General features: G+C 48.0%; 13 protein-coding genes. 3 read left to right on the top strand and 10 right to left on the bottom strand.

Going from position 1 to position 22,350, the window contains the following annotated elements:
- Window positions 1-52 precede the first annotated feature (52 nt).
- Together L3D05_RS00780 and L3D05_RS00775 are read left to right on the top strand one after the other, a co-directional pair.
- On the top strand, window positions 53-940 hold the full coding sequence (locus L3D05_RS00780; RefSeq protein WP_239613723.1) for an ABC transporter ATP-binding protein: 888 nt from the start codon (window positions 53-55) through the stop codon (window positions 938-940).
- Entirely contained in the window at window positions 937-1,746 is an 810-nt protein-coding gene (locus L3D05_RS00775) for an ABC transporter permease subunit (RefSeq protein WP_239613722.1), read from the top strand. Before L3D05_RS00780 ends, L3D05_RS00775 begins: the two co-directional genes overlap by 4 nt.
- Window positions 1,747-1,801: 55 nt before the next feature.
- On the opposite strand, the gene L3D05_RS00770 is transcribed toward L3D05_RS00775, so the two are convergent.
- Window positions 1,802-11,842: a non-ribosomal peptide synthetase gene (locus L3D05_RS00770; RefSeq protein ID WP_239613720.1), complete on the bottom strand. Its 10,041-nt coding sequence runs from the start codon at window positions 11,840-11,842 to the stop codon at window positions 1,802-1,804.
- A gap of 423 nt (window positions 11,843-12,265) precedes the next feature.
- On the opposite strand from L3D05_RS00770, the gene L3D05_RS00765 reads away from it, so the two are divergent.
- On the top strand, window positions 12,266-12,961 hold the full coding sequence (locus L3D05_RS00765; RefSeq protein WP_239613718.1) for a 4'-phosphopantetheinyl transferase family protein: 696 nt from the start codon (window positions 12,266-12,268) through the stop codon (window positions 12,959-12,961).
- A 246-nt stretch (window positions 12,962-13,207) separates the two neighbouring features.
- Here L3D05_RS00765 and L3D05_RS00760 read toward each other — a convergent pair whose 3' ends face one another.
- The 9 genes from L3D05_RS00760 to L3D05_RS26630 all read right to left on the bottom strand — a co-directional run bounded on the left by L3D05_RS00760 (window position 13,208) and on the right by L3D05_RS26630 (window position 22,285).
- Window positions 13,208-13,576, bottom strand: coding sequence for a DUF4180 domain-containing protein (locus L3D05_RS00760; protein WP_239613716.1), 369 nt, complete (start codon window positions 13,574-13,576; stop codon window positions 13,208-13,210).
- Between the two features lie 323 nt (window positions 13,577-13,899).
- Complete coding sequence (locus tag L3D05_RS00755) at window positions 13,900-14,265, bottom strand: GntR family transcriptional regulator (RefSeq protein ID WP_239613715.1); 366 nt, start codon at window positions 14,263-14,265, stop codon at window positions 13,900-13,902.
- Window positions 14,262-14,918 carry an ABC-2 transporter permease gene (locus L3D05_RS00750; RefSeq protein WP_239613713.1) on the bottom strand — a complete coding sequence of 219 codons (657 nt, stop codon included), beginning with the start codon at window positions 14,916-14,918 and terminating at the stop codon, window positions 14,262-14,264. The genes L3D05_RS00755 and L3D05_RS00750 overlap by 4 nt, the downstream gene beginning before the upstream one ends.
- A complete protein-coding gene (locus L3D05_RS00745; protein ID WP_239613710.1) occupies window positions 14,911-15,765 on the bottom strand; it encodes an ABC transporter ATP-binding protein in 855 nt (284 codons plus the stop codon). Before L3D05_RS00745 ends, L3D05_RS00750 begins: the two co-directional genes overlap by 8 nt.
- Window positions 15,766-16,025: 260 nt before the next feature.
- Complete coding sequence (locus L3D05_RS00740) at window positions 16,026-18,074, bottom strand: helix-turn-helix transcriptional regulator (RefSeq protein WP_239613708.1); 2,049 nt, start codon at window positions 18,072-18,074, stop codon at window positions 16,026-16,028.
- 259 nt (window positions 18,075-18,333) lie between these two features.
- Window positions 18,334-20,091: a multicopper oxidase domain-containing protein gene (locus L3D05_RS00735; protein WP_239613706.1), complete on the bottom strand. Its 1,758-nt coding sequence runs from the start codon at window positions 20,089-20,091 to the stop codon at window positions 18,334-18,336.
- 88 nt (window positions 20,092-20,179) lie between these two features.
- On the bottom strand, window positions 20,180-21,466 hold the full coding sequence (locus tag L3D05_RS00730) for a plastocyanin/azurin family copper-binding protein (RefSeq protein WP_239613705.1): 1,287 nt from the start codon (window positions 21,464-21,466) through the stop codon (window positions 20,180-20,182).
- A gap of 24 nt (window positions 21,467-21,490) precedes the next feature.
- Window positions 21,491-21,946: a DUF2269 family protein gene (locus L3D05_RS00725; RefSeq protein ID WP_239613703.1), complete on the bottom strand. Its 456-nt coding sequence runs from the start codon at window positions 21,944-21,946 to the stop codon at window positions 21,491-21,493.
- Window positions 21,947-22,204: 258 nt separating this feature from the next.
- Window positions 22,205-22,285, bottom strand: coding sequence for an S-layer homology domain-containing protein (locus L3D05_RS26630; protein WP_369417936.1), 81 nt, complete (start codon window positions 22,283-22,285; stop codon window positions 22,205-22,207).
- Window positions 22,286-22,350 lie beyond the last annotated feature (65 nt).

Raw genomic sequence — 22,350 nt, 5'->3', positions numbered from 1 at the left:
ATGAAATGTATTTACTTTATTATTTCATATCTTCTCTTTAGGAGGTAAAGGTATGTTAACCGTTAATCAGTTGACGAAGACATTCTCGAATGGGAAAGGGATTTTCGATGTCTCGTTCGAGGTGAATAAAGGGGAGGTATTCGGCTTTCTAGGCCCGAACGGAGCTGGGAAGTCAACGACGATCCGACATATTATGGGCTTCATGAAACCGGACAAAGGATATGTGAAAGTGAATGGGCTGGATACTTGGAAGGAGCAGGGGAAAGTGCAAGAGTACATCGGCTACCTGCCGGGCGAAATCTCATTTATCGAAGGGATGACGGGCAAGACGTTCTTGAATTTCATGGCGGCGATGCAGGGCATTCAAGATTTGTCCAAGCGCAACCGTTTGATCGATCGTCTACAATTCGACGTCGACACCCCCATCCGCAAAATGTCCAAAGGCATGAAGCAAAAAGTCGGGATCGTAGCCGCATTCATGCATGATCCGGAAGTGATTATTCTGGATGAACCGACTTCCGGTCTCGATCCTCTTATGCAGAAAGTGTTTATTGAAATCGTGTTAGAAGAGAAAGCGCGTGGGAGAACGTTTCTGATGTCCTCGCATAGCTTTCCGGAAATCGAAAGAACATGCGATCGCGCCGCAATCATTAAGGACGGTGCTATCATCGCCATCAAAAATATCCATGAATTGCAGTCCATGCAACGGAAGCTATTCGAAGTTAGCTTCGAGCATCAAACCGAAGCCCAATCGTTCCTGGAATCCGGTTTGACTATCGAATCTCGCGATGGGAATAGAGTAAGAGTTTCCGTTCAGGGAGATTATAATCAGTTCGTCGAAGAGACGGCTAAATACAAAGTGCGCAACATCGATATTTTCACCCAAAACCTTGAAGATCTATTCATGAATTACTATGATCGGAAGGAGAAAATACAATGAATGTCACCTTATATAAGCAGATGATGAAAGTGAACATGAAGAGCTTCATCAACTACGCATTCGGTTCGGCGTTCTATATCCTTCTCATGTTTTGGTTATATCCAAGCATCGCCAATAACGCCAAAGCAATCGATGAACTCGTTCAATCGATGCCAGAGGGCGTCAGCCAAGCTTTTTCCCTTAACGGGTTCGGTAGCGCCGAGGCTTTCATCTCCGGGGAATACTACGGATTAATATTAGTTCTCATCCTCTCCATCGTATGCGTCCAGTTATCCACGCAATTAATGGCCAGACTAGTAGATCATGGCTCAATGGCCTATTTGCTATCAACCCCGTCAACACGCGGGAAAGTCGCATTCACTCAGGCAAGCGTTATGGCGACCGGACTGTTCTTGATCATGGCAGTGACGACCATAGCCGGTTTGGCTGGGAGCGCATGGTTTCTGCGAGATCACTATCCATTCGATACAACCAAGTTCATTCAAATGAATGTGACCGCGTTATTGCTCTTCATTGCCGTTGGGGGAATCTCCTTCCTGGTGTCCTCTCTTTCCAATGACGAGAAGAAGGCGCTCCGGGTTTCCGGATTGATTACATTCGCGTTCTTCAGCTTGGATCTCATGGGTAAATTCAGCGACAAGATCGTTTGGATGAGAAAACTGTCTCTCTTCTCCCTCTATCAGCCGAGTGAAATTGTAAACGGAACTGCCGATTTCACCTTATCCATCCTCCTTCTCTCCGTCATCGGAGTCGTTTCTTTCGGGCTGGCCATCGTTTTGTTTCGCAAACGCGATTTGCCTCTATAACATCTAGCCAAGCTAAAGACAACCCCGCCATTCCGTGTGGCGGGGTTGTTTAATATTAGGCTTCTGTCCGCGATTCTCTTCTATACAAGATGGCTAACTCTCTCCATCGAGGTAAGTGAATGCTAAGATTGGAATGAATCCCTGCCATCGTTTGTTCTAGGCGAATAGCGTAAGAATTCAGTTGACCGGCCTCAAGGGTCACGCTTTCTTTGAACGCGTTCAGCAATGCCTCAATCACCTCGTCGAGCGGCGCGGATGCCCCTCTATACTCTTCATAATCAAGAGATAATTCATTCAACATGTCCCGCAAAAAAATGAAATTGTATTTCCAATCGTTCAATGTAACGGACAAGAACGTCCGATCTTCTTTCTCGCGGGTTAAAAATGGCTTCCGTTTGACGATGCGTGGCAATTGGCTAAGCGCTCCTAGTCCGACATATCTGGAATAGGTCATTCCATGCGCCTCGCAATCCCTTGCATCCATGCTTAGAAAATCGTTCAGGATATCGATAAAAATACGCAACTTCCACTCCTTTTCTTCGCGCGCTTTCGGCTCCCGCTTGCTAATCTTGAAAGCTTGATACGCATTGTTCAGCAGAGGCGAGTCCTTGTCGATAAAATCGATGCCGCGGTGACCGGAAAATGCGTTTTGCAAATCCTCCCTTGAAATTTCCCCATAGAAGTTAAAGCTCGTATCATAGACGACATAATGCGTTTCCGTTCGATCGATGACCATTAACGAGTGGTCGGATTGCTCCGCATCCTGACGGAATAAACTGTCCATCCTCCTTCTATACTCCTCTTTGGGCATCATATACTCAGGCGTATAGTTCAGGTAATAGGTGTTGGCGACAATCGGGACGATCTCGTCGTTGCTTAAGCGACGGTCGATTGCTTCGATTCCTTCCGCCAAGGAAGGATAGGAAATGAGCTCGAATGATATCCCCAAATCCTCCATTAACTCGGCAAGTACCATCGATCTAACGAACGGGAGTTTGCAAAACTTCTTATTATCGACGCCCCGATTGGACTTCCCGTACTCGATCGTCGGCAAAGCCAAACCGTCGGCAGCAGGAAGAAAGCTTCTCGGCAAGCTTGAAAAACCGTATTGATACTTTATTTTTTCGAACATCACGGCATTAAAGCACGGATAATAGTAGGGATAGCGATGAGTGACCTCAAACCCCTGATTAAACTTCCTAGTTCCTTTTACCGCAACCGATTGAACGAGTTTCTTGTTTTCCGTAATCCTGCGAATCGTCTGATAATCCCAAATGTCCTTAACTGATAGGTTCATCTGGAGCGTATTCGTACTGGCGATGACTTGGATCGAGTTCAAGGAATTTCCGCCCGCTTCAAAGAAGTTGTCATGCACGCCGACGCGGGGAACCCGAAGCACTTCCTGCCAAATGTCGACGAGCTGCTCCTCAATGGAGTCGGCAGGGCCTTCGTACTCGTGCATTAACGCCCTATCTTGTTCCGGCTCCGGCAGCTGTTTGCGGTCTATTTTCCCGTTCGGCGTGAGCGGCATCCGATTCAATCGCACGAAATACGAGGGAATCATATAGCTAGGCAGCTTATGGGAGAGTAAGCCTCTAAGCTCGCCGATGCTCAACTCGGTATCCGACACATAATAAGCGCACAAGCTTTTGTGCCCGTTATCGTCATCCTTTGCGACAACGACCGCCTCTTGAACGGACGGGAGTTGCCGTAACTGATCCTCCACTTCGCCCAGTTCGATACGGTATCCGCGAATTTTGACTTGATGGTCGGTACGGCCCACGAATTCCAAGCGTCCTCCCGGCAGCCATCGAGCCAAATCTCCCGTACGGTACAGTTTCGTTCCGGGAAGGAACGGATTGTCCACGAACTTCTCCGCCGTAAGATCATCCCTATTCCAATAACCTCTTGCCAGCCCGTCACCGGCAATACACAGTTCACCGACGGCCCCTATTGGCTGCAAATGACCGCCGCCATTCACGATATAGATTTGAGTGTTAGCGATCGGCGAACCGATCGTGATCCCGCCATCGGTGCTAATCTCCGCCATAGCCGACCATACCGTCGCCTCCGTCGGACCGTACAGGTTATAGATCCGGGCCGAGGTGTCTTGCCGCAAATCGTTCAGCAATTTTGCGGGCAAAGCCTCTCCTCCGATCAGGATTTCCGTCAATTGGCGAATTCCGGTAGAGTAAGCGGCATCGCTCATCCATAGCCGCATCCTCGAAGGCGTCATCTGCACGATGTTTACGCGGTGGTCTATTACCAGATCGCTTATGCGTTGCGGATCATGCTGATCTTCCGCGCTTCCGATAATGATTTTGCCTCCTTGCGTCAAGGGCACGATCGTTTCCAGCACGAAAATATCGAAGGAGATCGTGGTCAGCGACAAAATCGTCTTCTTCGCGGAGAAATCGATCCGATCCGTCATTCCTTTAATGAAGTTAAGCACGCTCCGATGCTCGAGCATGACCCCTTTCGGTTTCCCAGTTGATCCCGACGTGTAGATGACATAAGCGAGCTGATTCGAAGATTGCGGGAACTCCAAATTCGATCCGGCTTGGAGATCGTTGAGAGGGTCCGCTATGTCCAATCGGGTTCCTACAAAGGATGGCGCTGCGCTTGATGTCCGAGTGAGTAAATGCTTCGCGCGACTATCCTCCAACATGTATTGAATTCGTTGTTGCGGATAATCGGGATCAATCGGTAAATAGGCGCCTCCCGCCTTCAAAACCGCTAAAATGCCAATCATCATCTCAAGCGAACGTTCGACTAAAATGCCGACGACGCTTTCTCTCTGCACGCCTTGCTCACGCAATGCACGAGCCAACCGATTCGCGCTTTCATTCAGCTCCCGGTAGGTGAGCTGCCGATCTGCGAATACGACCGCCACGTCGTTCGGCGTCTTCGCCGCCTGGTCCTCGAACATCCTGTGTATCGTCTTCTCGCGCGGATAGTCCGCTTTCGTGTTATTGAACGACAGCAGAATCTGCTCGGTTTCTTGCGGAGTCATCATCTTCAGCGATCCTATCGTTCCGCCCGGTCGTTCCACGATGGATCGAGCAAGTTGAACGAAGTGACTGGCCATTCGGCGGATCGTAGATTCGCTGAATAGAATGCTGCTGTATTCCATGCTGCAGTTCAATTCATCTCCCTGCTCTACGACCGTGAGCGTCAGATCGAACTTAGCGATGGTTTGATCTTGAACGTAAGGCTGAAAGGTTAGCGATTCAACCTCGAGCTTCCCGTTCACGGTATTCTGCAACACGAACATCGCATCGAACAACGGATTGCGGCTGAGATCCCTTGCCACTTTTACTTTAGAGACCAATTCCTCGAACGGATACTCTTGATTTTCGTAAGCTCGAAGGGCGTTTTCCTTCACATCCGCTAAATAGTCAAGGAACGCTTTATCCTTCGTCGGATAATTCCTCATCGGCAGCGTATTAATAAACATTCCGATCAGCGGCTCCAAGTCTGCGGATAACCTCCCCGCGATCGGGGTTCCCACGATGATATCCTCTTGCCCCGAATAATGGTGCAGCAACGTCGTATAAGCAGCTAATAGAACCATATATAACGTGCTGCCGTTATTTGTCGCCAAGCTTCGCAGACGCTGCGTTAGTTCAGGCGGCACGGCAAAGTCGATCTGCGCCCCATCGAAGCTACGCACGGCAGGTCTTGGGAAATCGGTAAATAAATCCAGAACAGGCAATTCCCCGGCATAGGCGTCGAGCCAGAAGTTCTCTTGCTGCCGATAACGCTCGCTGTCCATTTGCTTGCTTTGCCAATCCGAATAATCCTTGTATTGAATGAGTAAGTCCGGCAGATCTACTCCTGCATATAAGCTGGAAAACTCCTGCACGAGAATGCCCATCGATGTTCCGTCCGTTATGATATGGTGCATATCGAATAACAAAACGTGACGATCGACCTCAAGTTCGATCAGCTCAATGCGGAAAAGTGGTGCTTGCCCCAGATCGAACGCACGCACAAATCGGCGCGCTCTCGACTCCAAAGCTTTATCGCCAAGACGGCTATGCGCCACGATGAAATCGACTTTGTCGTGGACTCGTTGCACAGGTTCACCATTGACCAACTCGAAGCTCGTTCGCAAAGTCTCGTGACGATCGATTAATCGCCGAATCGTTTCCTCGAGTCGCGTCCGATCTATCGCGCCTTCAACTGTCAACACTGCCGGAACGTTATAGCTTGTTTCTCCGCCCTCGATCTGACTCAATATAAACAATCGTTTCTGCGCGGAGGAAACGGGATACGTTGGCCTAGCTTCAACGACAGGTATCGTTAAATAAGCGTTTTGTTGCCTGCCTTCAATCGCTTGCGCCATCTGCTCGATTGTTGGAAATTCGAAAACTTCCCGCAACGGCAAAGAAATATTCATCTCTTTGTGAAGCTTTGTTACCAAGCTCGTTGCGCGTAAGGAGTGTCCTCCGATTTCAAAGAAGTTATCGTCCCGGTTGATCTCGTTCAGTCCAAGCACGCTTTTCCATATTTGCGCAAGCTGCTTTTCTAGCGCCGTTCTTGGTTTCGCGTCCGTGGATTCGCTTCTTGTGTGGCGCTCGGGCTCAGGCAACGCCTTCCGGTCGATCTTGCCGTTCGAGGTTAATGGTAATCGCTCCATCGCTACGAATGCCGAAGGTACCATATAACCAGGCAGCTTCCCGGACAAATACTCTCTTAATTGCTGCGAGGTCATCGGTTCGTGGAAAACGATATAGGCACACAAATAAGCGACGCCGTCCGTATCCTGTTTGCTTAGTACGACCGCTTCCCTAATCCGCTCATGCTTGAAGAGATGGCTTTCGATCTCGCCAAGCTCCACGCGGTACCCCCGGATTTTGACCTGGTAGTCTTTCCGGCCCAAAAACTCCATCGTCCCGTTAGGCAGCAACCGACCTAAATCCCCGGTTTTGTACATTTTTGCTTCCGGTTCAGTTACGAACGGGTTGTGTACGAAGGCATTCGCCGTCTTCTCGCTGTCGTTCATGTAGCCGCGCGCGACCCCAATGCCGCCGATATACAGCTCTCCGGCTACTCCATAAGGTACGGGATTTAATTGATCGTCCAAAATGTAAAACGTATTATTGTCCATCGGATTGCCGTACGGAATGCTCGTTTGCGTCTTCTCCACGGCACGGATCGGATAATAATTCGACCAGACCGTCGCTTCCGTAGCGCCTCCGAGCGCAATCACTTCCGCGTTCGGGAAGATGGAACGGATCGTATCCGGCAGAGGCACGGGAATCCAATCCCCGCTCAAGAAAACGAGCCTTAAGCTCGTTTGGGAGAAATCGGGTTCTTCCTGTCCGATCATGTTGACCAGATGGTTCATCGTCGAAGGCACGGAATCCCAGAACGTAATCTTCTCTTCTTTCATTAGGCGAATGAGCTGAGTATGGTTTTGCACTTGCTCCTTGCGAGCGATGACGACCTTACCTCCGCACGCCAACATCCCGAACACATCGTAGACCGAGAGATCGAAGCACATCGACGTTACGAACAGCAGCGTATCCCTCTTACCCACTTCGAATCGCTTGTTCACCCATTGGACCAGATTTACGGCCGAATGGTGCTCGATCATAACGCCTTTGGGCGTACCCGTGGAGCCTGACGTGTAGATGATGTACGCCAGATGCTGAGAGTCTTGGTAGAGATTCAGATTATCAGTAGCGTAATGGCTGAATTTGTCGTCATTGAGCAGCAGCATGTTCTCGATCGCAACCCCGTAGTCTCGGTCCGCCAGTAGCGCCGTCACTTCTGCGTTCCGGCTAATGTAAGCTTTGCGGTCATCCGGGTACTCGGGGTCGATCGGGACGTAAGCGGCACCGGCTTTCAAGATGCCATACATGCCGACGATCATGCCGAACCCGCGATCCGCCACGAGACCTACGCGATCACCCGATTGGACGCCGTTATCCAGAAGCATCCGGGCTACCTGGTTCGCTTGGCCGTTAAGCTCCCCGTACGTCATTTCTGCTAGATCCAGCTTCAAGGCGACATTGTGCGGCGTTCTGTCAGCTTGTTCTTCCAGTAAGGCGTGCAACGTTTTCTCTTTGGCGTAAGCGCTTTGAGTCGCGTTGAAATCGTACAGTATCCGTCTGCGCTCCTCATCCGACAGCACCGGAAGCTCTTGCAGCGTGCTCGCCGGATGTTCGGCGAACGCGCGCAAAATCCGTATATACAGGTCGAATGCGGTATCGATCTCCGTTGTGTGGAAATAAGCTTGCGCATATTTGATCTGGATGTACGCCTGGTTCATCGTGCTGGACACTTCCAAATCGAACAGCGTGTTCGTCATTTCGCTGGACGCCAGCTCCATTCGGCGATCCGAAGTGCGAATGAACGCGTTGTTCTCCAGCCCATCCATCACATGGAAATCCGTAAAATTAAACAAGGAATCGAACAAAGGGTTGCTTACATCGCCTTTCGTGTCCCCGACCTCTTGCGCGATATCGACCAAGAATAACTCGTGTGCGAACATGTCGTGCATGCGTGTTTTTACTTGTTCGAGAAATTGCAAGCGCGTCATCCCGCGATCGACTTCGATCCGAAACGGCAACGTGTTCAGGAAACAACCGAGTATCGCGTCCCCATCCTCGAGTTGCGGGCGGTCATGGGTCACGATACCAGTTACGAGGTCGCGCTCCGTGGTGAGAATGTGCATCAGGTACAAATAAGCGGAAAAGCATATTTCCCTCATCGAATACCGATACCGCTGCGAGAACTTAGCGATCGAATCCCACATGCGCGAATCCACTTGTTTCCGGCATATGGCGTTCACGGGGTTCTCGCTGATCCGCTTGCCTGCCAAGTTGAACGGCAGCTTGCTCCGGGTATAACCATCCAAATAACGCTTCCAGTATCGCCGCGTTTCGTCCGAGGCTTGTCGGGACTGCTGAATGGCGACGTAATCTTTGTAAGTTGCTTTCAACACGGGTAGCGTATATGGCTTATCCGCGACTAGCGCGCTGTACGTTTCGATCAGCTCTTTGTTAAAGGTAGCTACGCTCCAGCCGTCTAATATCGCGTGATGGAACGATAGCACGACGCACACTTCTTCGAAGCTCAGTTGGAATACGCGCAAGCGCCATAACAAATCACCGTCGAACTTGAATTTGTCCTGCAGATCCTCCGCCATATACGCGCGGATCGACTGTTCCTGTTCGTCCTCCCGCCTATCCGTCAAAGCGACCAACTCCACATGCGGCAAGCGATGTTGATGGACAATTTGCAGCGGCGTTCCATAACGCTGCAGCTCCATGGATGTTCTCAGGATGGGATGGCGCTGGGCCAAGATGGCAACCGCTCGTTGGAACGTTGCCCTATCGAAGCCGGGCATCTCGAGCAGGAAATAGAACTGATCGTGATAGATCGGCTCCTGAGGCATCATCTTCGAGTAAAACACCATGCTCATCTGAATGTTGCTGAGCGGATAGTAATCTTCCGTATGTTCCGGCAACGGGCATTCTATTGCTTCGGCGGCGATCCGGTCCGTAATGTCGGCAACGATGCGTAAGCCCTTCTCCCGCTCATCGCTAGTTGCCGGACGGCTTTGAACCAACGCCGCCAAAGAGGCGATTGTCGGAGAGGTGTAGAAATCCGCCACCGATATCGAGGTTCGAAGCTGCGCGTTGATCTTGCTGATAATGCGGATCACTTTGATCGAATCTCCGCCGATCGCGAAGAACGGATCGCGAATGCCGACTTGCGCCACCCCCAGTACCTCTTGCCACACTTGCGCGAACCGCATTTCAACCTCGTTGCGGGGAGCTTCGTAAGCCGCGCCGGACTGCGCGCTATCCTGCGGCGCAGGCAGAGCTTTGCGGTCAATTTTACCGTTGGAGGTCAGAGGCATCTGATCCAATTGCACGAAATAAGCGGGAATCATATAACTCGGTAGCACTTGTGCGAGCGTTTCTCTCAGCTCGCTTGCTTTTCTTGGACGGTCCGCCACGAAATACGCGCACAGCTCCTTCTGCCCGGCTCCGTCTTCCCGCGCGATCACGATCGTTTCCCGAACGGCTGCAGTTCTGAGCAACTGGGACTCGATTTCGCCCAGCTCGATGCGGTATCCGCGGATTTTCACTTGGTCGTCGATCCGCCCCAAATATTCGAGGTTTCCGTCGTGCAGCCATCTCGCCAAATCCCCCGTCCGGTACATCTTCGTACCCGGATGGAACGGATTGTCAACGAACTTCTCCTTCGTCAGGTCCGGCCGGTTCAAATAACCTCGCGCCAGCCCGTCGCCGGCGACATAGAGCTCGCCTTGCATGCCGATCGGCAGTAACTGGCGATTCTCGTCCAGAATGTAGGCTTGCAGCGTTGGGATAGCTTTGCCGATATTACTTTTCGTTTGCGCGATTTCCAACGTCGTAATTTGCTTGTAGGTGACATGGACGGTCGTTTCGGTGATGCCGTACATATTAATTAGCTGCGTGTTCGGATATTTCTTTTTCCAATCTTTCAGCGCAAAGGGGCTTAACGCCTCTCCGCCGAAGATTACTTTTTTTAAGCGCAGGCTTTGACCCAATTGGGCTTTATTCTCTTGCGCCTGATCCGCCTGGATCACCTGATAGAAGTAAGTCGGCGTTTGGTTCAAGACCGTTACTTGCTCGTCTTGCAGCAGCTTTAACAATTGCTCAGGGCTCTTCGCTGTCATGCTTGGGACGATGACCAGTTTCCCCCCGTACAACAGCGCCCCGTACATCTCCCACACGGAGAAATCGAAGCAGTAAGAATGGAACAACGTCCACGTGTCTTCCGCGCCGAAGTCGAACAAATTGTCGCTGTTAAACAGGAGCCGGACTACGTTCTTATGCTCGATTAAGGCGCCTTTCGGTTTGCCCGTTGAGCCCGATGTGTAGATCACATAGGCTAGATGATCCGGGCCCGATACCGGCTCCAAGTTCGATCCGTCCGCATCGTAAGCGGAAGCCTCGTCAACGTAGAGTACGCTATCTTCGAACGACACTCGTTCGCGAAGGTGCCGCTGCATAAGCAGCAGCTTCACGCCGGAATCGTTCAGCATGTAGGCAATTCGCTCTTGCGGGTAGTCCGGGTCGAGCGGAACGTAAGCACCGCCCGCCTTCACTACCGCGAGGATGGCGACGATCATTTCCAGCGAACGCTCGGCCATGATCCCGACCAACTGGTCGGCCTGAATGCCTTGCGCCCTTAAGGTGCGCGCGAGCCTGTTGGCTCTTGCGTTCAGCTCCATGTAAGTCCATAAGTTACCTTCGTAACTGACGGCTACGGCGTTCGGCGCTTTCTCGGCTTGCTCCTCGAAAAGCCCATGGATCGTTTTCTCCCGCGGATACATCGCGGCCTCGCCGTTAAATCGGATTAACCTTAGCTTCTCTTCCGGAGACAGCAATTCGATCTCGGATAGCCGGCAGCCGGGAAACTCCATAACTGAGGAATAGTAGGTGATCAATTGCTTCAGGATCGCGTCCACGGTCTGTTCCTCATACAAGCCGCCATCGTATTGCAGCTTCAAGCGAAGCGACTTCTTATCTTTGGCGAAGATAAACCACATGTCGGCATCTATACTGCTAGCTCGTGGCTGCTCTTGAATACTGTCCAGCATCGCCGCGACACGGTACAATACAGCATCCGTGCCGAGCTGTTGCAACGGAAAACGGTCATGCTGATGGGCTCCGGCAACCGCGCGTTTGATCGTGGACATCCATTCTTTGAACGTTATCTCACCGCTGCTATCCACCCGGACCGGTAGCATATGGTTCAGCTTGGGAGCATCGCTGCGAAGAACCGGACACCCAATGAGCAGATCCGTATGCTGGGTATATTTGTGCAGCAGATATAGGATTCCGGACAGCAGAATCATGTACAGCCCAAGGTCCGAATCATTGCTCACAGAAGCCAGCCTAGCAACAAGTGGATCTGGAAACGATATACTCCTTTCTTCCATCCTTCGGTTGCTCCGATCGGATATCGTAAAATCGGACGGGAAGACGGAATGCGCAGGATTCCCTTGCAATTGGTTCTGCCAGTACTGCTTGTCGATTTCAAAATCGGTATGGACTTCCGCGTCGTTAAGCTTAAACTTGTCGATCACCGTTATTCCTCCCTATTTAAAATTGAAATCCGCGCCTTCGACCACAAGCGTTTGATACGTAAATTGTCGCCATGAACCGTTTCGTCACTGTAGCCCTCCTCTGTTCAATGATCTGTACAAACGTTTGCACAAATTAACAAAAAAAAGGATTTGACCTCGCCCCTTATACAAATGAGATATAATGTTAAGTGATGGGTATAGCTTTTGTGAGATCTGTATTGTATCATTTGATCCATAATTTGACATATAGTCAATTCGACCTAAGCATTTCTGCCAAAAGCTCCGATATCACTCGTAAGCATTACTATGAAGTTGATTATGGTTTATCATCTTTCGAAGATTATTAACTGCAATTCATATGTAATATAATGTTATTTATTTATCATCGCCCATATTAAGCGATTAGGAACAGGAGCGTTACGCTTGGACATCTTCGTCCTTCGAATCGATCACCTCAGACATGCGGAAATCATTGAATGGTTATCGGAATATGTTTCCAAAACCCGGCTGAATAAAGCAAAACGATACAAGGTCGCCGATGACTTCAACCGTTCGGTCATTAGTGAATTGCTAGTGAATTACATTCTCCTAACTCAATACCAACTTCCAGGGCAAAGTTTGGAATGGGCTACTCATTCGTCGGGAAAACCTTATTTACGCTCTTGGCCTGATCTCTATTTCAATGTCTCTCATGCTCAAGATTTCGTAGCATGTGTTTTCGATCGCGATGAAGTCGGGGTCGATATCGAATATATGCGGGAATTTCGATATTCCGATATCGCGAACCGATTTTTCACACGATACGAAAATACCTTTATTGCTAATCATAGTGATGATACGAAGCTTAATGCCTTCTATAAAGTTTGGACCCACAAAGAAAGTTATCTGAAAGCGATCGGCTCAGGCTTGTTCACTGCTCTTGATTCGTTTGAAATACGAAACCTTGAGGACGTGACAACGCATGTGCAAACGGCAGACCGGACTTGGAATGTTCGATCGATTTCGTTCGAACCTGACTATATGCTATCCGTATGTAGATCAGCCCCAATGGACGAGCTCATTGTCAATACCATAACGCTTGAACAAATCGCTAAGCGCTATACTCACCATATCGAATAGCGAAATAAACGCAAAAAAAAGTGGTTAACCCTTAACGAGTTAATCACTTTTTACATAATTATCCATTAAATTAATGGAGTTTATATCAAAAAAGGACGTCCAAGAACAATTCGTTTTCCATTTTAAACCTTATAATCGACTAATCGCTAATGATAGAACAACCTCGTTAAAGGTCTGATTATGTCGAAAAAAAATAATTCGAGTATTGCGCGTGATCGTGCAACTTTTTTTGTTCAATTCCTTATTTCAGTCGACACGATGCAGCGCATCAAGCGCAGATTCCTCATTGGGCAAGAAAAACACTTGATTCCCTTTATTGCACTCGTAAATGAAGTCCTTTAAACTCTTACTCGAATACCCCTCGTAATTCCCGATGATCGCAAGTTTCACCTGATAATTCGTGTACTTCTGGAGAATATCGCCCGCGAGGCGAGTGCTTAGATCGAAGAAGATCTCCGTTATGTTCTCATGGCGGATGATCAGCTTGCTGCATCCTTCGTTATAATTGACCGTGGCCATTAAATCCAGCGCACCCTGGACATCCTCAATGAGCAACTCATCGCTTTCGATTATAGCGATGCTGGAATTCCCTCTCCGGTCGACCCTAATCTTCATTGCTTCCACTCCATTTCTATTCATTAAGCTTAATAGGTCAAATATATCAATTTTCAGCTTTCACTCATTATAAATAATATTTGACTTAGAGCAAACTCTAAGCTGTATAATCAAATCGCAGTCAAACTAACACATTCTCATCAATAACATTTAGGAGGATGTTGAATCGCATGCCCTCCCGCTCCAGCCAGTACTCCTTTTTGCGCAATTTAAATTTTAATTGAACCCAGCAAAATTTGCTGGGTTTTTGTTTTGTATTCATGCGCCGTTCATCGAAAGATAACGTTTAAAGGGCGCCTACAATCAGACGCCGTTTTCACCTATTAATAAATCTTTTTCAGCAGCTCAATAACTTCATCCAGGGTGAGGCCAAAGGATTTGTAGTAGGATGTGTCGCTTTCCATCTGCTTCAGGACCATTTCGTTACGTATTCGCAGCATCTCATCCGACGAGAAGTCGGCTACAAAACACCCTTTACCTGTTACGGTATTGATCAAACCGCTTCGTTCGAGTTCTTCCCAAGCTTTCTTTACGGTGATGACACTAACACGAAGCTCCAGGGCTGCTTGTCGAATGGGCGGTAAACAATAGCCGCTTTCTAACTCGCCTTTCAGAATTTGGGCGCTGATTTGTTCGATAAGCTGCTGATAAATCGGTTTTTCAGATGTGCTCGAAATAGATACGTTCATAAGATTTCAACTTTTAGGAACCGTTTAACCGCAACCCGATAAGAAATCATGGTGATTGCAAAAAATATTACGATTCCTGCGAGCAAAATGGAGATTTGAAGCGCCGTATTGTCAGCCCCTGTACCATTGAAAATGTCAGTGACATAAGAATTCTCGATTCCGAGCCATTGAGCAATTCCGGCAAAAAGCATAGCGCCCGTAATGGAAGCGGTCGTCGCCCCGCCATATTTATACGCTGTCTTGTAATACATGGATATAAATATCAGGTTGAAGATCGCGAGCATGACAAAACAGAGGCCCCAAAAACCCATGTGCGGCGCGAAGAAATAGTAGGTTAGATTCGGGTATAAACGAATCGTGATCATGCCATAGATCATTGCAATTACAATATGCAATAATTCTAAGATGACAATAACGGTTATCCTTGCTTTCACGATGTCTTTTTTGGTTACGGGCATCATCGAGGTAAACATCAAATCGTTCTGAGTTCTAAATCCGGCAAACGTGTTCGGAATCGTTATCCAACAAAAATACAAAGGGACAAGAAAATAGAGCCAACCGGGAACAAGCATTAAAGCGCCCATTAATAAAGGAAGGACGAAAAACATAGGATTTACTCCTAATTTCAAATCCTTCATCACCAAGTTATACATATATATCCTCCTTTTTCGCGTAATAAATCATGATTTCTTCGAGACTCGGCGTGGTTGCTCTAACATCGGAAGAGGGGTCGAAGTCTCTGGTATGGATCAATCCCGTAAAGCCGAATGAATTGGTTTTGTAGGAAATCAACTGTTCCTTCACTTGGTGTAACTGGCTCTCGCTACCACTAAGTAAACGATAGGACTCCATAAATTCATTTTTCTCAGAACTGTCTATGATTTGCCCGTTGTCGATGAAGGTAATAAAATCAGCGCATTTTTCCAAGTCGGATGTAATGTGCGTAGAGAAAAGAATGCTGATTTCGCCATCGACTACGAGCTCTTGAAAAATATCCAACAGATCGTCTCTTGCAACCGGATCAAGACCGCTTGTCGGTTCATCAAGGACGAGAAGCTTCGCGCCATGGGATAAAGCAAGGGCCAAGCTGTACTTTACTTTCATTCCCGTCGATAATTCGGCGATTTTTTTGTTTTCATCCAATTTGAATCTTCTCAGATAGTTGTAATAGGTTTCATCATCCCAATTCTTGTAGAACTTCTTAATGACATCGGTCAACGTTTTCATCTTGTTGCGAGTATAGAAATCGAGACCGCCAAATGCGCAGCCGATTTCTTGCTTCAATTCGATTTCGTGTTCGGCGATGTCCTTGCCAAGAATGCGTACCTCGCCGCTATCGATATGAATCATTTTCAAGATTGATTTTATCGTGGTTGTTTTTCCTGCGCCATTGGCACCGATAAACCCCATAATATAGCCCTTTTCCAGTTGAAACGATACGTCTTTCAACTGAAAATTCGGGTATTTCTTATTTAAATTTCGAATATCTAATGCAAGCATACCGAACCTCCTCATTAAATTGTGTATGTTGTGTATGCACAATATATCATCAAGAGGTTTATTAAGTCAACTGGTTCATAACCTAATTTTGGATAATTTTATTCGACGGTACTGGCTGAGGAGTCGAAGTATGCTGTGCAACCCAGCTCGAAAAAGTCCGAACGAGCATGAAAAAAGCCACTTTCGTTCTCCTCACGTACAAAAAAAGAAGACAAGCTCTCTCTCCTAAGAGAAAACTTGTCTCCTTACGATCATTATGATTATTTCAAGTAGCTGTTAATCAGCTGCGTTCGATTCCTGACATTCAACTTCCGAAATATCGCTGTCAAATGCTTCTTGACCGTTACTTCAGTAATATACAAGTCAGTTGCAATCTCTTGATTCGTATAACCTTTCATTAGCAGTCCCACCACATCTTTTTCCCGCTCGGATAGCATCGACATCCCATCATCCTGCTGCTTGGAATGATCCGATAAGCCGAAGGACGCTATCATTCTGTTCAAATAATCCTGCAGCTTGCCGCCCCTCGTATCGAGAACGTAATATGGTGTAGGCGTGTTAACGTCATAATCGTAATGTGCAACGTTTTTGACCTGCTCGCACCCCAAGCTAAGGTGGAATTCCTTTAAGAAAGAGAGCTCCGAAGGACCAGTCGTCACGACATAACCGGAAGATATAAGCAGTGAGACGAACGCTAGCCCTGCAGTTGTACGTGTCGCCTCGTCCTCAAAATCCGACACATCGATCGATTTCACAAAATAACCCGCAATATGTTCATTCGGCACTCGGAGTTCCTTTAGCTTATGGTCCGGCAGACTTTGGAAATAAGCAGATGACAGCGGCTGAGTTAGCAAGTAGTCAAGCGTTCCTGTATGAATCGGAATGATTGCCGTCAGACCCCATATTGCCCCCTGCTGATCTCTCATCAGCTTAACAATGCCAGGATCGAGCTCGTAAAGCTCTTGAAGATGAATATGCTTAATCGGGTAAAAACCTGCTTCTTTAGAAAGCATATACTCGAACCTCTCCCCCGTGTCCGGGTTCTGGAGAGCAAGGCAAACTTCCTTCAGATTGAGGTAACGATTGTCCAAATACTGCTCTGCCTCCGCCCAATTGGACGGACTGAGCGGCTCCATGAGATGCGGAGCCAATTTCTGAAAACAGAGATTGCGGACAACATGATCGCCGATATAATAGTACCATTCGACGGCTTCCCATGCGATTGCCTTTTTCTTAGACGGATTGGTCATCCTGCTGTAGTAATACATGATGCAGCGCTTCCATAACCAGTCGTAATGTTCAGGCTGGCGCAAACGCAGTTCATTGCTGATAGCATCCCGCATCAAATCATGAAGGATCCAACCCTTATCCACTCTCCGTATAAAGGAAAGTCCGACCAGCCGTTGGAATAAATCCGTCTTTACCTGCCGATCCAATACATAGGAGAGCAGCTCCTGGTTGAAATGCCGAAGTACAGCTACGGTCTCTACGAGCTCCCTAAGATTGTCCTCCGGAACCTCTTCTAACCAAATGCTCACAACATGTTCGAACACTTTGATTTCATCCACCAATTCTAAGCCCTGACTGTTCTGAAGCATCGTCGTCGAGACGATCAAGGACAACGTGAGCGGATGTCCTCTCGTTTTCACCCAAATCTGTTTGATCATCTGCTCCTGAGAAATGCCCGAGCGCTCCAGATATTGCTTAACAGACATATAATCCAGATCCCCAATGGGCATCCGGTGTATCCAATGGCGCCATGCCGGAGAACTGAGCCATATGCCTTGCAAGGGGAATCTTCCCGCAATTATAATTAGGATTTCCGGGCGCAATTGTGGGAGGAGTACCTCTCTCAGCCAGAGCTCCATATCACCCATGTCCTCGAAAGTGTCTAGTGCGAGGACAAGCTTCTGACTCGCCGCCTTTTCCCTCAGGATGTCATGGCATAGCCCTAGAAGCGCCTGCGGCTCGGTCATCTGCTGCAGCTTCTCCATCGGATAACCGAGCATACGCAACAATTGCGTGCAGAAGCCCTGCGGTGTATGAGAGAACCCGCGGCTGTCCATCAACAGAAAGGCGGCATTCACATTCACCGTCAGCCGACGGAACTCGTCGATCAAATAGCTTTTTCCTACGCCGCCGGTACCATAGAGATTCAAGATCCGTCCCTGTTGTCCGCCGTCTATCAATTGGTGCAGGAAATACTGAATTTCAAAGTCCCGCCCTACCAAATAATGCCGTTCCAGCTGGTCAATCTGGACAGCTCTGCGTTCCTCGGAACCGCCTACCTTCACCTTGCTATCGTACATAGGATATACCTACCTTCGAATTACATCGTCAATATTAACATAAATATACAATTACTATTTTTATCATTTTATCACATATGGAAAAGATTACTTAATGTATTCTTAATACATTATTTGAATTACAATTATTCCATTAATTATCACAAAAAAACAGCCTAACTGAATGAGTCAGACTGGTCAAAGACGACAAAACGGGGTCAGCCTTTTAACTTAATAGGCTGACCCCGTTTATTGCAGACGAATCCATAAGTTGGTATTACTAATCGGTCACGATGATTTCTCCAACCATGCTCGGATGGGTAGAGCAATAGTACGTGTAAGTTCCCGTCTCCTTGAAGGTATAAGAAAACTCGGCATTAGGAAGGATGTTGGGACTAGTGAATCTGTCCTGAAGGTCGTATACCGTATGGATTTGTGTATCCTTATTCACCCATTTGACCGTTTGCCCCTTCTTGATCGTCAGCTTCGCAGGCATGAAAGATGTGGTGATGTCGACGATTAACGGATCGGCGCTCGTTGACTTATCTACATCGCCTGTGCTACTGTTCCCGTTGGCCTCACCGCCGTTGATTTCCTCGTCATGAGATTGATGAGGCGGCGCTAACGCAGCTCTCATTGAGCCCGTCACGATGATCTCTTCCGTCTTGCTATCCTTACTGAGCTTAGCTCCTACTTGGTCGGCAATAAAACGCAGCGGCACCATTACCGATCCTTTAATTTCCTTGAGAGGAGCAGGCAAGGAAACAAGCCGACCGTTCACTTTCGCCTGCCTGCTGTTCAGCCATAACTGAATCGTGGTTTTATCCGTTGTATAGAAAACGGACTTCTCCTTTGGAAGCCATTTCACCTCTGCACCTAACGTCTCCCCGATGAACCGAACGGGAATATAGGTTGTTCCGTTCAACTCGACCGGCGAATTCGGAAGTTGAATGGACTCGCCGTTCACCGAGACCGAATTACGATCCGCTTTCAAACGGATGGTCATTAACATGGACGAGGGATCAGTCGTATTTTCCTTGACATCGATCATCGTGTGTAAGCCACCAGGATATGTTCCGTTATTCGTATTGTCCACGATATTGTGGCTGTGGAAGGGGAACATCCCCGATTGATCGAAGGTAACGAGAAGGTCATACCTCTCGCCGGGACCAATCAGTACGGTATCTTTCGTTAATGGCTCAGGTAGCGGCCTGCCATCGGAGGCAATGATCTGGAAGTGATAGCCATGCATATGAAAGCTATGCGACTCGTACCCCGAATTGATCAACCGAATGAGGACGGTCTCTCCGACGACTCCTTCAATAAAGCTCGTAGGGTCCGTTTCCGTATCCGGATAAGCTTTGCCGTTGATCGTCCAGTATTTAGGGTGGAAGTCCGTTCTATCATACGGTTTCCCTTCCTCCACCGCTTGGTGCCATACCGGATCGATTTCATTTAACAGGAACGCATAGTCTTTATCAAAGGACGGACCACCAGTCCAAGCTTGATTGATGCCGTTCTTGGCTTTCACAATGAATGCTCCATACATCCCCATTTGCAAATGTTCAATCGTATCTACATGGCAATGATAGAAATAAGTGCCCGCATGCTTCGCTGTAAATTGGTATTTGAAACTTTCCCCGACTTGAATGGCTGGTGAAGTGTGCGGGACTCCGTCGTTCTGTTGGTCGGTATCCAACCCGTGAAAATGGATCGTATGAGCAAGCCGTTTAATTCCCGATTTCTTGGCGCCGATGTTCGTAAGGATGATCTCGACCTGATCCCCTTCGTTTACTTCCAGTGCAGGTGCGGGAACGGTCGCGCTCCCAGGCTCGTTGGTTAAGCTGTACCCCCATATATACAATTGGACACCATCGGGCAGCGTCATATAGCCATCGGTTGCATAGAGCTGAAATTGCTTTGTGGTTGTGGGTACGGCTGCTGCGGAGGACGAGGGGGTAACCCAAGTAATCGTCATGATCAGCGCTGCCAGTAAAAGCTTCCTGAATCCGCATAGGAGAAAGGTATTCGTAATCATCGTATTCTTCCTCTCGAAGAAATGAAAGAAAAGGGAGTCGTTAAACTCCCTTTCTATCATCGTATGAAATTTATAATCTGCAATTGCTTTAATGCATGTGATCCATAGAAGCGGCAGGGGCCGGTGCAGTAGTCGGTGCTCCGACCGTAACCGTTAAGGACTGGGTTGCTCCATTCCAGGTATAAGTCCCGCCCAAACCACGTACGATATTTTCCGCAGAAACATATGCCGTGCCTTTGAGCGTATACCCGGCCGTTGCAGCCGATTTTCCGTTTACAGTGATGGTATACTTGTTAGCTTTTTTATCAAATACGAACTTACCGCCCAAAGCTTTAGTGAAGGATACAACTCCGACATTCAGGTCTCCATTTTTCCATTGTGCGCCTGCAGAATTGTCTACTGCTTTGCCATTCACCACCAGCTTGATTGCGCCCTTCGGAACAACGATTACGGTGGCCTTCATCATGGAACCGGAATGCAGATAACATTCGTAAGTATAGGTTCCCGCCTTCGTAAACTTCAGATTATACGATTGCGTGTTCATGAGTATGCCGGAGTTGGTAAAGCCGGTGCCATTAAACTCTTTATCGCCCGCCGGAGGCATTAACTTAGGGTTGAACTCGCCTTTTTCCGTTAACATGTTCAGGTCGGCAGGTTTGTTAAAGGTAACCCAGTGGGGTTCATAAGGGCTGAGATTGGTCCAGGAAATCGAATCTCCTTCGCTTACGATAACCGTCTCAGGACTCATGCGGTTATGCGAGAATGTGCTGTTCTGCGAACCAAGATCTACTTTATAGGTTAAAGAGCCATCTTTGTTCACTGCATATTGAGCTTCATGAGAGCCTTTCAGCATGCTTTCTTGGAGGAGGAGATCACTCTCTTGTGCTTTTGCGGCTGCCGCTTGCTCGACTTTCGTTGGGATCGTCTGGCCTTTTGGCAACACAACTACCGTACCCGTCATCATAGGGTGGAGTACGCAATAATAAGAATAAGCTCCGCTAGCGGTAAAGGTGACTTCATAGGATTGCTTTGGAGCCACAATACCTGAATTCAGTAGTGACTTGCCATCCCAGCTTCCACCACTTGGTGCACTAGGAATAGCGTAGGTAGGATCTTGAGAGGTAAGAGGCGATTGGCCGGCTAGGAACGTTACGGTATGCGGGGTTGCCACTGCACCGTTCGTAAAGACGACTTTGTCTCCTTCATGAATAAAGATGACTTTCGGGAACATGGAGTCTAGCGAAGATGCGGCGGTTTCTTTGCCGACGGAGACTTGCCAAGTCTCCGGTGTTGCGTTATCGGCGGCAAATACGGAACTCACTAACATACAGGCTGCGGAAAAAATAAGCAATATTGCAAGGGCTTTCTTCTTCATAACATTCCACTCCCATTTTCTCGATTAATTAGGTTTAATAATCATAAATACGAATAATGCCAGACCCATTACCGAAGCTGCATAAAGCATCGCATTTGCTCTTGAGAGGTTGACTCTCTGCTCCTGAGGAAGCTCGATTTTGCTTGCGTTCGCAGCATCGAACACCCATTGTTTGACACGTTTTTGCGCCGGAGCTACAAAGCCGATCACAACGATTTGGATCAGGACATAGAGGATAAGCGATCCCACTAACCACATCTGCGTATAAGAACCGTAGTCGTTCAGCGAGATGAGCAGAATACCTGAGATCACCGCAATGGAGCCCCCGATTTTCGGAAAAAAGTCCAGCCGACCAGCCAGCTTCATGGAGTGTCTCAACTGCTCCAACGTTTGGTTGTTCCTAACCAACACGTGTCCGAAGAAAGTAGGACCCACACCAATAATCGCTGATAATACATGAATCAACACCAACCACTTCATTACCCAGTTTCCTCCATTTTAGATTACCTTGATTTCTTAAGGTTAACCTCTTACCTTCGCACATTCTATTATCCTAACGTAGCAAAATAGTCGAATACGGGTATACTTTCGTTCTCCTCACGGATAAAAAAACCGCATACAAAAAAGCAGATACCGTTTGACCAGTACCTGCCGAATTCAAGCAACTCTATTCTTCTATTCTATATCTAGCGTATGATCAAGACTGGCATTCAACATGCGTAAGATCATGAGTAACGATTAAGTTATCGTAGCATTAGCTCGAAATGAGTCATCCCCATATCCCTTGATAATCCCCAGTTTATCGCCAATTGAACCCATGCTCACCTCTACTCTTATTCTCGGCAAGTACAAGGCAAAAATGACAAGCAAAACGCAAACCCTGT

The sequence above is a fragment of the Cohnella mopanensis genome, assembly GCF_022352055.1.
Taxonomy (GTDB): domain Bacteria; phylum Bacillota; class Bacilli; order Paenibacillales; family Paenibacillaceae; genus Cohnella; species Cohnella mopanensis.
The sequence above is the reverse complement of the archived record's forward strand: the minus strand, read 5'-3'. Positions and strand labels throughout refer to the sequence as shown.

Bases quoted from the DNA above. Each gene is read 5' to 3' on its own strand.
- L3D05_RS00735 (WP_239613706.1), bottom strand. From the start codon at position 20,091: ATGATTACGAATACCTTTCTCCTATGCGGATTCAGGAAGCTTTTACTG.
- L3D05_RS00730 (WP_239613705.1), bottom strand. From the start codon at position 21,466: ATGAAGAAGAAAGCCCTTGCAATATTGCTTATTTTTTCCGCAGCCTGT.
- L3D05_RS26630 (WP_369417936.1), bottom strand. From the start codon at position 22,285: ATGGGTTCAATTGGCGATAAACTGGGGATTATCAAGGGATATGGGGAT.
- L3D05_RS00760 (WP_239613716.1), bottom strand. From the start codon at position 13,576: ATGAAGATTAGGGTCGACCGGAGAGGGAATTCCAGCATCGCTATAATC.
- L3D05_RS00755 (WP_239613715.1), bottom strand. From the start codon at position 14,265: ATGAACGTATCTATTTCGAGCACATCTGAAAAACCGATTTATCAGCAG.
- L3D05_RS00780 (WP_239613723.1), top strand. From the start codon at position 53: ATGTTAACCGTTAATCAGTTGACGAAGACATTCTCGAATGGGAAAGGG.
- L3D05_RS00745 (WP_239613710.1), bottom strand. From the start codon at position 15,765: ATGCTTGCATTAGATATTCGAAATTTAAATAAGAAATACCCGAATTTT.
- L3D05_RS00775 (WP_239613722.1), top strand. From the start codon at position 937: ATGAATGTCACCTTATATAAGCAGATGATGAAAGTGAACATGAAGAGC.
- L3D05_RS00725 (WP_239613703.1), bottom strand. From the start codon at position 21,946: ATGAAGTGGTTGGTGTTGATTCATGTATTATCAGCGATTATTGGTGTG.
- L3D05_RS00750 (WP_239613713.1), bottom strand. From the start codon at position 14,918: ATGTATAACTTGGTGATGAAGGATTTGAAATTAGGAGTAAATCCTATG.
- L3D05_RS00740 (WP_239613708.1), bottom strand. From the start codon at position 18,074: ATGTACGATAGCAAGGTGAAGGTAGGCGGTTCCGAGGAACGCAGAGCT.